At 45.9% G+C, this 10,530-nt stretch carries 13 protein-coding genes and 1 pseudogene; 5 read left to right on the top strand and 9 right to left on the bottom strand.

Translation table 11 applies throughout. The features are described 5' to 3' along the window. Positions 1-209: hypothetical protein (locus EBR25_11075; GenBank protein ID NBW41525.1), on the bottom strand; the 209-nt coding region annotated here is incomplete at its 3' end. A gap of 111 nt (positions 210-320) precedes the next feature. On the opposite strand from EBR25_11075, the gene EBR25_11070 reads away from it, so the two are divergent. Continuing rightward, positions 321-857, top strand: coding sequence for a CYTH domain-containing protein (locus tag EBR25_11070; GenBank protein ID NBW41524.1), 537 nt, complete (start codon positions 321-323; stop codon positions 855-857). Between the two features lie 44 nt (positions 858-901). Here EBR25_11070 and EBR25_11065 read toward each other — a convergent pair whose 3' ends face one another. The 3 genes from EBR25_11065 to EBR25_11055 form a co-directional block, all read right to left on the bottom strand. Next, positions 902-1,312, bottom strand: a complete 411-nt coding sequence (locus EBR25_11065) for a hypothetical protein (protein NBW41523.1) — start codon at positions 1,310-1,312, stop codon at positions 902-904. Between the two features lie 17 nt (positions 1,313-1,329). Continuing rightward, the gene (locus tag EBR25_11060) at positions 1,330-2,358 is read right to left on the bottom strand and encodes a hypothetical protein (protein NBW41522.1); all 1,029 of its coding nucleotides are present in this window, start codon (positions 2,356-2,358) and stop codon (positions 1,330-1,332) included. Between the two features lie 294 nt (positions 2,359-2,652). Then, the gene (locus tag EBR25_11055; GenBank protein ID NBW41521.1) at positions 2,653-2,958 is read right to left on the bottom strand and encodes a co-chaperone GroES; all 306 of its coding nucleotides are present in this window, start codon (positions 2,956-2,958) and stop codon (positions 2,653-2,655) included. A gap of 465 nt (positions 2,959-3,423) precedes the next feature. On the opposite strand from EBR25_11055, the gene EBR25_11050 reads away from it, so the two are divergent. Next, positions 3,424-4,713: a citrate synthase gene (locus EBR25_11050; protein NBW41520.1), complete on the top strand. Its 1,290-nt coding sequence runs from the start codon at positions 3,424-3,426 to the stop codon at positions 4,711-4,713. Between the two features lie 48 nt (positions 4,714-4,761). Here EBR25_11050 and EBR25_11045 read toward each other — a convergent pair whose 3' ends face one another. From EBR25_11045 to pdhA, 3 genes are all read right to left on the bottom strand, one after another. Next, entirely contained in the window at positions 4,762-5,277 is a 516-nt protein-coding gene (locus tag EBR25_11045; GenBank protein NBW41519.1) for a gamma carbonic anhydrase family protein, read from the bottom strand. Positions 5,278-5,285: 8 nt separating this feature from the next. After that, positions 5,286-6,251, bottom strand: a complete 966-nt coding sequence (locus EBR25_11040) for an alpha-ketoacid dehydrogenase subunit beta (GenBank protein ID NBW41518.1) — start codon at positions 6,249-6,251, stop codon at positions 5,286-5,288. 69 nt (positions 6,252-6,320) lie between these two features. Beyond that, positions 6,321-7,274 (bottom strand): pyruvate dehydrogenase (acetyl-transferring) E1 component subunit alpha, encoded by a 954-nt coding sequence (gene pdhA, locus EBR25_11035; GenBank protein NBW41517.1) that lies wholly within the window; start codon positions 7,272-7,274, stop codon positions 6,321-6,323. A gap of 185 nt (positions 7,275-7,459) precedes the next feature. On the opposite strand from pdhA, the gene EBR25_11030 reads away from it, so the two are divergent. Together EBR25_11030 and EBR25_11025 are read left to right on the top strand one after the other, a co-directional pair. After that, on the top strand, positions 7,460-8,098 hold the full coding sequence (locus tag EBR25_11030) for a hypothetical protein (protein NBW41516.1): 639 nt from the start codon (positions 7,460-7,462) through the stop codon (positions 8,096-8,098). Then, the gene (locus EBR25_11025; protein NBW41515.1) at positions 8,098-9,228 is read left to right on the top strand and encodes a hypothetical protein; all 1,131 of its coding nucleotides are present in this window, start codon (positions 8,098-8,100) and stop codon (positions 9,226-9,228) included. The genes EBR25_11030 and EBR25_11025 overlap by 1 nt, the downstream gene beginning before the upstream one ends. Positions 9,229-9,239: 11 nt before the next feature. Here EBR25_11025 and EBR25_11020 read toward each other — a convergent pair whose 3' ends face one another. Beyond that, entirely contained in the window at positions 9,240-10,076 is an 837-nt protein-coding gene (locus tag EBR25_11020; GenBank protein NBW41514.1) for a class I SAM-dependent methyltransferase, read from the bottom strand. A gap of 115 nt (positions 10,077-10,191) precedes the next feature. Continuing rightward, complete coding sequence (locus EBR25_11015; GenBank protein NBW41513.1) at positions 10,192-10,386, bottom strand: hypothetical protein; 195 nt, start codon at positions 10,384-10,386, stop codon at positions 10,192-10,194. Between the two features lie 44 nt (positions 10,387-10,430). Here EBR25_11015 and EBR25_11010 point away from each other — a divergent pair. After that, positions 10,431-10,530: pseudogene (locus EBR25_11010) on the top strand (pseudaminic acid synthase).

The following is a 10,530-nucleotide window of genomic DNA, read 5'->3' as shown; positions in this document are numbered from 1 at the left end:
ACGAGTTCATCCTCTTCTTGATGAAGTGTCGGAAAACGTTGGGCAATCAGTTTCTTTGCAATTGTTGTTACTTCTTTTAAGTCTTTCGTGGTGAAAGTATCACGAAAGTGCTTCAGGTTTTTACCTTCGAAGCGGGCGAGTCCCAGATCATCTGTTTCATATTGGACTTCTAGGAGAGAGGCTGACGGGTAGTTAATCTTATTTTCCATAAAGGCTGCTCTTCAATCGCGCTTCGAAGTTCTTACATCGAACATTCTTGTTCAATTCAATATCTTATTCCAATATATTGTGAGTGTTTTATGAATAAAAGTTTATAGGGGATATATGCAAATCTCCATTCTTCAGAAGTTTCTCGGGCGATGATGGAAATAGAGCGAAAATTTTTTGTGAATCTTGACCTGATCGGCACTCGCCTTCAGAGCTATCCCTCTGTTTTTATTCGCCAAGCCTATTTGGCTGTAGACGAAGTTCTCAAAAGGGAGGTTCGAATCCGAGATAAGGGGGGCACTTGTACCGTAACCATAAAAGAGGGGATGGGATTAGTTCGGAAGGAGATAGAAACTGCCTTATCGAAAGAGCAGTTTGACGCTTTGATAGTGGGAGCTCAGGGGAGAATCATTGAAAAGACTCGGTATGAGCTCCCGATAGGAGACTACACGGCAGAGGTAGACATCTTTCAGGGGTGTTTGGATGGCTTGGCTCTGGTTGAGGTCGAATTCTCATCTGAAGACGAGGCAAAGGCTTTTCAGTGCCCTCAGTGGTTTGGAGAAGAGAAGACAGCGGATGCCCGTTTTAAGAATGTGCAGCTTGCAACCGCTCGCACTCCATTACAGATTTGCAATAGCACTGGTCTGTAGCACTATCCTTAGCGAGCACTATCCTTTAGCGCTTGGGTGTCAGCTCAAGACTCGCTCGGTATAGTATCTGGAGCTACGGTAGTCTCGGCAGTAACCTGTTCCGAAGGTTCCAAAAGCTTGCGCGGAACACCAAGTCCTTCTATCCGAATGCACCTATTCGAAAACAAGATGTAGTATCCAGAATTATGATCAACGGTTACATCAGTGAGAACGTCAGAATCTGCATTTTTCTTCGCTTTCGAAAGTGCTTGAGCTGCGCTGGCGGAGGCATTAAGCGGTAGAATTCCTAGAAAACGATACTGGCAGTCTGAGCCTTTTGCGGGAATAGTGCCTCGAATCCCCGGTTGAAGTGGGCTCGTAGAAGTAATCAGACTTCCACTCGATGGATGACTTGAACAGCCACTAAGCGCGAGGATTGGTATCGCAAGGAGGAGAACAAAACAACATCTAATCATAACCGCCCTTTTTTATCTTAGTTCCTCCCATTATTCTTTGCTTCTAGAGCTCGGGCAAGATCCCTATCGGATCTTTCTGTGTATCTCATGGTTATTCGTACATCACTGTGCCCGAGTGCCTGCGCAACAAGCCGTACGTCTTGTGAGGAGTTTAAGAGGTCTGTAGCGAAAGAATGTCTCAGGAGGTGAGGATGGAGGCGGATGGAAGCCGAGAGTTGGTTGATCGCTCTCCAGATAGACTTTGAGCCCATCAAGAAAGAGTCTGGATCTAACGGATTCACCCGATATGTACTGATGAAAAGCGGGAGCTTTTTATCTTGACCGATGGTGAGCTCGGGGAAAAAGCGGCTGAGCTCTCGTCGACGTTCATCGAGATACTCTTGGAGTCTGATACGAAGCCCAGAAGAGATATACACATTACGGAATTTTTTCCCCTTCGTCCTCACATTTTGAATCCACTCTATTCCTTCATCCAGCTGACCGAGTCGTAGGAGTCGCACTTCATCAGCTCGAAGACCTGTCTCGATCAAGAAAATGAACAACATTTCGTTTCGACGGCGTTGGAAGGTGTCTCTTTGTGAACGTCTTTCTTTTGCATTTTCCAGAGCATCATGCACTTGTTCAATGGTCAGCGCCTTGGGCCGGTGTGGCTGAATTTTAGGAGGCTTCACTTCTTTTGCTGGATTTGTAAAGTTTGGAACACGCTCTGCCAGCGTTCTTCCCATATGTTTTATGGTAGCAAGTCTGCGAGAAACGGTGGCTGGTGCTTCACCCCGCGACAGGCAATGTTCAATAAAGTTTTGGACGCTTGAATGATCCCAATGCGCAACTTCAAGCTTAGAATGATCTCTTACCGCATGATAGTCCACGAGAAAATCGAGAAATTGGATAGTGTCATTGCGCTTCGCTTTAGCGGTATGCTTGGAGCCCGAGGCATAATAATCAAGGTAGCTATCTACAACTCTTTCGAGTTTGAGTCGTGAAAAACTCTTGTTGCGAACAATTTCCTCAAGAGTTTCTTTTTCTTTTGGGGCACTGGCTTCCATTCCTTAAGAATTTAACGAGATGGGGTTGATGTCAAACGAATTATAATTTTCTTTTCGTGATATAGTTGAATGAATCTGCGTTGCTCTTCTACTCTCCTTTTTCCGAGAAAGCGCGATTATGTTTTTAACCGCAAGGAAGCGAGCAACACGAGGAGCAGTCCGCCAAGTAGAGCACTCCAGTAGAGCCAGAGTGAAACTCCAGTAGAGCCAGAGTGAAACTCCAGTAGAGCCAGAGTGAAACTCCAGTAGAGCCAGAGTGAAACTCGGAGAGGATAGGCTGAATGTATGAAGTGTTTAGATGAGCTCTACTTCATCTACAATAGCGAGTACTTCCTTGGTGTCGACGATTCGTAACAACTCGTCCCACGGCACTCGAGTTCCAGCATGACGTCCTACGAGCACGGTCGCACCAAGAGGAATGCCACTAATATTCGTTTCCTCATCTGTATCTGCATCAATGGCACTGGCTACTTCGATAACTTGAGCCAGTAGACTCTCTTCTCCCCGATCCTTTGCATTTTCTGGTAGGTAGAGTCCCCCATCTGTTTTTGAATCTGCTTTTTTTATTTGCACAAGCACGCGCATTCCGAGAGGGTGCACTTTCCGGACAGAGCGATTGGCATCGCTAAAGTGTTCAGATAAATCTTTCATAGCAGGAAGCTTTTCACCTTTCTTGTTACTCATCTAGTTGCCTTGAGAAGTGAGCACCAAGTGTACCTGAATTTTAGGCTTAGAGCGAGATGCTGTTCTGGAATGAGTGCTGATACGAGAGCGAAGAAGTCATCTTGCTCAGGGAGGTTACAAATGATGACACGTTCTTTAGAGTCATAACTACCTGATTTATTTAGTAAGCTCTTCCGATAATCTTGCGCTCAAGAAATGAGTATGAGCCAGACAGGGAAAGACAGCGCCTGGTCATTTTCAAGAAGCGGAAATTTGATGGAGAGTTTCCAAAAATCGGTGTATTTTCTGAACCGTTTCTGGCAAAAAACTACTCATACTAGAAAGTTAGGGTATTCTCCCGAAGGTACTGTCAAACACACTACGACAAAAAAGGTTAACCACATGTCCGACAAGAGCGTCACCGTCAATTTCCCAGAAGGAAACTCCATTGAACTGCCAGTAGTTCAAGGCTCAGAACAAGAGAAAGCAATTGATGTCTCAGCGTTGAGAGGGAATACGGGATATATCACTCTTGATCCTGGATATGGAAATACAGGCAGTTGTAATAGTGCGATTACCTTCATTGATGGAGAGAACGGGATTCTTCGGTATCGGGGATATCGAATTGAGGATCTTGCAGAGCACAGTACGTTTCTTGAAACATCATACCTATTGATCAATGGGAAGCTTCCCTCAGCAGAGGAGTTAAGTTCATTCGAAGCTCAGATAAAGAATCACACCTTATTACACGAGGATGTAAAAAGTTTTTACGATGGATTTCCAAGAGATGCTCATCCAATGGCGATCTTGGCGTCGGTTGTAGTTTCTCTCTCCTCCTTTTATCAGGACGAGGTGGGAAGCCCAGAAGAGGTTTCATATCTGAACAGTATTCGTTTAATGGCGAAGCTTCCGACGATTGCCGCATGGGCATACAAAAAGTCTGTAGGTCACCCTTTTACTTATCCAGATAACAGCCGGAGCTATGCGGAAAACTTTCTTTACATGATGTTTGGACTTCCTGTGGAGCATTTTGAGGTTGACCCGCTCGTTGCGGAGGTCCTTGATACGCTGCTTATTCTGCATGCAGATCACGAGCAGAACTGCTCGACTTCAACGGTAAGAATCGTTCGAAGCTCAGGGGTTAATCTTTTTGCTTCAATTGCTTCGGGGATCTGTGCACTTTGGGGATGGCGCCATGGTGGGGCAAACCAGGAAGTAATCGAGATGCTTAATCGAATCCGAGAGGATGGCGGTGATGTGAAGAAGTATATTGAGATGGCGAAGGATAAGGATAGCGGTTTCCGTTTGATGGGATTCGGTCACCGGGTATATAAAAATTATGATCCTCGAGCGAGTGTTATCAGGAAGAAGTGTGAGCAAGTTCTGACCAAATTAAATAGCGATGACCCAACCCTGGAAATCGCGCGCAAGCTCGAAGAAGCCGCCCTAAACGACGATTATTTTAAAGAGAGAAACCTTTATCCGAATGTCGACTTTTATAGTGGCATTCTCTACAAGGCAATGAATATTCCAGTCAACGCGTTTACTGTTATGTTTGCGCTAGGGCGACTTCCAGGGTGGATTGCTCATGCAAAGGAATACTCAGAAGACCCGAAGAACAGGATTGGTAGGCCTCGACAGGTGTATACTGGTGAGACAGAGCGCAAGTATGTCCCAATCTCTGCACGTTAGAGTCTCTGCACGGTAGAGAGTCGCAAAACAACACAAATTTTTGAGTTTCTACAGAGCGTTTTTATAAAAAGCTGCTGTGGTGACGTAATGTTCAACCCCTGAGCGAGTAAATTCCCGCTCGAGTTCATTCACTTCACGAAGGACCTGTGCTGGAACTCCGGCTGCCATCATCTTTTTTGGTACATGCATTTTCATCCGTACAAGCGAGTTGGCTGCAACCAGGGCGTCTTCATCGATAATCGATTCGTCTAGAACGGTAGCCTGCATGCCAATGAGTGCTCGATTTCGGACGTGACACCCATGGAGGACCGCACCGTGTCCGATGGTAACTTCATCCTCTACAATACAAGGCCCAAGTCCTCGAGAGGTATGTAAGACGGCATGTTCTTGCAGATTTGTCTTAGCGCCAATGATGATGGGATTTATATCTCCTCTAACCACAGCACCGAAGAAAACAGAGCTACCTGATCCGATTTCAACATCTCCAATCACATACGCATTAGGCGCAATGAAAACATCATCTGCGATTCGTGGAGTTTTATCGTGATACGATATGACTGGCATGACAGCAGTTACCGAAGAACCTGGAGCGCAGCCTCGATGCACCGATCCTTCGACGGAAGGATTACACTTTCTAAGCTCTTCGAGTACGGCATCGGTACGTCCAGACTTGAAACGAGCCCCACTGGTGCATCCAGTTCATCAAATATGCGTGTGCTAATCAGGTGGCTAATATAGGCTCCGAAACTTGCCATTTCATGTTGTTCCTGAATGATCAGCACTCGATTTGTTTTTGCAACCGATGTAAAAATTGCATCTTCGTCAAGAGGTCGAAGAGTTCTCAAATCAAGCACCTCAGCCGATATCCCTTGTTGCTCGAGAGCATTTGCAACCTCGAGGGTAAGAAAGACATTTTTTGACCAAGAAATCAGAGTTATATCACTTCCCTCTTTTTTTACATCAGCAACACCAAGAGGAATGGTGTATTCGCCCTCTGGAACAGGCCCCTTCATGCTATAGGTCAATTCTGACTCGAAAAAACATACGGGATTATCATCACGGATACTAGACTTGAGTAGGCCCTTCATGTCGTAGGGAGTAGATGGACAGACAACCTTGAGGCCTGGAGTATACGCATACCACTGCTCGAATGAGTTCGCATGTTGCGCACCAAGTTGATAAGCAGCGCCTCCAGCTCCACGAAATGTTATAGGAACCGAGAGTTGCCCGGCAGACATAAGTCTTGCCTTCGCCGCTGTGTTTATTATCTGGTCGATAGCCACCAGCGAGAAGTTAAAAGTCATAAACTCTACGATGGGTCGAAGCCCGCACATTGCAGCTCCGATGCCAACTCCTGCAAAGCCATTCTCTGCAATCGGTGTATCAATAACCCGCTTGCTACCAAACTCATCCAACATACCCTTCGAGCACTTGTATGCTCCGTTGTATGCACCCACCTCTTCTCCGAGGAGAAGGACATTTTCATCCAAACGCATTTCTTCTGACATCGCTTCCTGAAGAGCGTCTCGGATTGGAATTTCTCGAACAGTCAGTCCTTCATTCACGGCGCTTTCTCCCCCTTGATGTAGTGATTCCACGGCAGCCTCTTAACTTTCTATATAGGTATAATTTGTTGCGGTTGCAGGGTCTGGAAACGGAGAATTCTCAGCAAACTCCACCGCTTCTTGAATTTCGTTTTCAATATCAGCCTCTATCTGCGCTCGTTTGTCTCCCATTTGCAGTTCATCCAGCTTCTGTCCAAGGAGAAGGATCGCATCACGTTGTTGGCGCTCCTGAACATCTTCACGCGTTCGATACTTTTGTGGATCTGCCATCGAGTGCCCTCTGTATCGGTACGTTTTTACCTCAATCAAGGTAGGTTGGTTATGTTCTCGAGCCCTCTGCACTGCTGTATGAACTTTTGAGCGAACGTCAAAAATATCATGCCCATCAATAGTTTCACGCGCCATCGCATAGCCAAGTGCACGGATTGAGAGGTCTTCTGTAGGAGCTGTCTTCTCAAGTGGAGTGCCCATTGCGTATTCGTTGTTTTCAATGAGATATACGACTGGAAGTTCCCACAGTGAAGCGAGCGAGAGCCCTTCGTGAAAAGGACCAATGTTGATGGCACCATCGCCGAGGAAGCAGAGTGTTACCCCATTCTCCTCTTTATACTTTTGCGCGAATGCTAGACCGGCAGCAAGTGGCACTTGCGCTCCTACAATACCCCATCCACCATAAAAGTTATTATCGATGTCATAAAAATGCATTGAACCACCACGGCCTTCGACACATCCTGTGCCTTTACCGAGGAGTTCGGCCATACCTGCTTTTGAAGAGCCTCCTCGAGCCAGGTAGTGTCCATGACAGCGGTAAGCAGTTATGACCTTGTCATGTTTTTCGAGCACTGAAAGTGCTCCAACAGCCACTGCTTCCTGACCGATGTACAGGTGGAGAAAGCCACCAATTTTTCTTTCAGTGTAGAGTCGAGCTGCCTCTTCTTCGAAGCGACGGATTCGAAGCATTCTTTGATAGAGTTCGCATAAAAGTTCATGATCCATAGGAGACCTGTTTAATATCGAGGTTTAGCCCGTAAAAGTAGTAATTACCGCACAAGAAGGCAACTCACTCGATTGTTTTGATGGGGTAAAGGTCGTACCCTTGGGGGAGTAGGCGTGAGTTTCGTATCAAAAGAACCGAGGTGAAGGTCTGATACAGCTTACGGATCAGATTATAAAGCATTGAAATGACACGACTTTTTGCGGTAGATCCAGGTCTTCTCTGTTCAGGATGGGCACTTTTCAAGGCTCAAGAGGGCTCAGACCCTTTCTTACTTGCTGTTGGTAAAATATCTCCGCTTGGATCAAAGCATCCAATGGCTCACCGCCTTGAAGACCTGCAGGTCAAGTTCAGGGAGATACGGGAAGAAGCGCGGCTTGGATCGAACGATATTTTAGTTTGTGAGGCTCCCACAACCATGCGAGACCCACGCGCTGCTTTGGTGGTAGAGCAGGTACGGGGGGTCTTTGAAACCGTTGCTCGTGAAGCAGGAATGAGAGTCCCTGGTCGGGTTCATCCCCGTTCAGTGCAGTACGAGGTAATGGGTCTGAGTGGCAAACAGCTTCCTCGTGAGGTTGTAAAGTCAACAGCGATAGAGGTTGCAGTTCGCCTACATGGAGAACGGCTCAAAAACTTGGGATTATCGATTCATTCGACGCCTAAAAAATATCAGGATATTATAGACGCAGTATTAATCGGAACATACGGTCTGTCAGCGATAGCGCAGGCGGAACAGGTTGGAGAGCCGTGGGAAAAGTTTTTTTCCCAAAATGAACCGAGAAGGAAATCGCGTTTTCGGCTAACGGAGTCAGGAGGGATCAGGTAATGAAAAAAATATTTCTTCCCTTAGGTTGGATCTCTGCCATAGCAATTTTAGCGTGCGGGGTACTGCCGGCAGAGCAGTTATGTGCTCAGGCAAATGATCGAACAAATATCCTCGAACATTCGACGGATCCTCGAGGTCTCCCTGAGGTGATAATTTGTTCCCAGAATCTAGAGAACTTCGGCGAGCTTGCGCTTATGAAAAGGCGGGAGGAAGCCGAGAATGAAAAAGAACGGGAAGCCAAGATGCATGCTCTGGTGAAACGTTTTCAGAAGGCAGGATGTACGATTATTGCCGTTCAAGAAGTGCTCGGTGCAAATTCGAAGAAAGCACAAGAAGCATTAGACGAGCTTGCGTTACGGTTACGGCATTACACGAATAAGGAGTATGTAACTTATATAGGACCATCGAACGATAGAATCTCTCAGGTAGGATTTATCGTTGAAAAAGAAGGGATTGAATTTAATGGCCTTACCTCATTCGCCAAGGTCGAGCTCCCTAAGGTCTCAGAAGGTCAAGAGCCACGCTTGTTTGCGCGAGGACCACTTCAGCTTCGACTGGTTGTCAGTGGTAAAGAGCAGGCTGCTTCCCGTGAGCTGACCCTTGTGACCTTTCATTTTAAATCACAGGCGTTTAACAGCGGAGATGGAGCAGATCTTTCTTGGGAGACCTATCGAATGGAGATGGCCGAAGCGCTGCGTCGAGTGATCGTTCAGAGGAATGAAGAGCTCTTAAAGGGAGATGGGAATCTTTTAGTTTTACTCGGAGACCGAAATAGTCACTTTGATTCTGCTAGTGCTCGGCTCCTGACAGGAGAGGTGATTCTTTCCAGGTTCCAAGGCGAAGCGCCGTGCAGGTTAAGTAAAAGGGGTGTCCCACTTTGTAAACCTGGTGCCGTTTTGCCCCCGATCTTCACAAGTGTCCTAACCAATGATCCTCAAACGTTCCAGTCATCAGGGACGTATTTGTATGGAAATACTTTTTCATGGCTTGATGAAATTCTCTTGCCTGTCACTAACTTGCAGTATGCGTATGAAAAGGCGGGCGTAGAGGGCGATTACGATAGTGGAGTGATACGAGAATTTGAGGAAGCCTCGGATCATGGGCTCGTTTATGTGCGCCTCAACTGGTAGGAAGCCAACCTTTATAACTCCTGAGAAGACTGCTTCGGATCTTCTAACATATTGTGCAGCAGACCTGGCACACTCGGAGTCATGTGCGCTTCAATATAAATCTGATAGGAGAACAATCGTTTGGATATCGAAATACCAATACGGTTGAGTGCAATCAATAAGCGACTGATACGACCTCTTTTGAATACAAGAGGAAATGGCGCAGGGATCCCTTCGCAGCGTGAAACGACATAACCACTTTCCTCCAAAAGACTGATCAGATTCTTAAAGTTAAAGAGTCTCTTGTGACCGATATCGAGTATTCCTCTCGGACCATAGTTAAATTGACCAACAAGGTGTGCTAGGCGAAGAATAATAAATCCGATATTTCCTGTCGTAATAATTACTCGCGGAGTCTGTGAACCGTAACAGTCTCTTAAGTGATCAAGAAACTGCTCAGGATTATTGAGGTGTTCGATGATGTCCAGCAGTAAGATTGTGTCGAATGCATCGGCTCGCAGTGATTTGCTCGGCTTGAACGTATTCAGATCCTGTTGCTCAAAATGCTTAGCAAATCTCTGAACCTTTGGAATATCTCTTTGATCCACACATGAGACTTGGCACCCCTTTTCGCTTAGTGCACGCGCTACAACGCCTTCCCCACATCCAAGGTCGAGGACATTCTGCGGCTCATTGAATGCTTCAACAGTCTTAGAATGAGAAGAATCAAAATCGAGTTTTGCCTCATACGGCTCAGCTCGAAAATTCACCCCTACATCAAATTTTCTTCTATAAAGCAGCCCGAGATTCTGTATACGACTCATGAGAGTGGCACGAACTACATCCAATGCATATCGAAAACCATTCACATGACACACTTCATCACCATAGTGTGTTGGAATAGGGATCTCAGAAACTCTTAACGATTTACGAAAGAGCTGGATGATAATCTCTGTATCAAAGTGAAAATCATTTGTATTTCTCTCAAATGGAATCTCTGAAAGAGCGCTTGTTGAATACGCACGAAACCCACTGTGAAATTCTGACAGATGCGAACCAAGACAAACGTTCTGAAAGTTTCTTTGTTAAAGTTGTCTTTCCGCTTCCAATGTTGCCAGCAACAACAACAAACATTTTATTGCTACCACTAGATAACTGCTCATAGGCGTGTTTAGACATGCGTCCCCCCAATATCTTGTATGTTTCTATTTGGTACCAGAATCATAGCAAAACAGTCAATCAAATTAGCAAAAGAGAGCGGGTCTAGTGCGGTAAAGATTCAAACTTATACACCAGATACTATGACTATTAAGTCAAGCAAAT

The organism is bacterium (assembly GCA_009926305.1).
Taxonomy (GTDB): domain Bacteria; phylum Bdellovibrionota_C; class UBA2361; order UBA2361; family RFPC01; genus RFPC01.
Note: the sequence above shows the minus strand (reverse complement) of the source record. Positions and strands in the feature narration are given on the sequence as shown.

Coding starts and splice junctions, on each gene's coding strand:
- EBR25_11030 (NBW41516.1), top strand. CDS start 7,460: ATGACACGACTTTTTGCGGTAGATCCAGGTCTTCTCTGTTCAGGATGG.
- EBR25_11025 (NBW41515.1), top strand. CDS start 8,098: ATGAAAAAAATATTTCTTCCCTTAGGTTGGATCTCTGCCATAGCAATT.
- EBR25_11015 (NBW41513.1), bottom strand. CDS start 10,386: ATGTCTAAACACGCCTATGAGCAGTTATCTAGTGGTAGCAATAAAATG.
- EBR25_11045 (NBW41519.1), bottom strand. CDS start 5,277: ATGCCAGTCATATCGTATCACGATAAAACTCCACGAATCGCAGATGAT.
- EBR25_11060 (NBW41522.1), bottom strand. CDS start 2,358: ATGGAAGCCAGTGCCCCAAAAGAAAAAGAAACTCTTGAGGAAATTGTT.
- pdhA (NBW41517.1), bottom strand. CDS start 7,274: ATGGATCATGAACTTTTATGCGAACTCTATCAAAGAATGCTTCGAATC.
- EBR25_11065 (NBW41523.1), bottom strand. CDS start 1,312: ATGATTAGATGTTGTTTTGTTCTCCTCCTTGCGATACCAATCCTCGCG.
- EBR25_11050 (NBW41520.1), top strand. CDS start 3,424: ATGTCCGACAAGAGCGTCACCGTCAATTTCCCAGAAGGAAACTCCATT.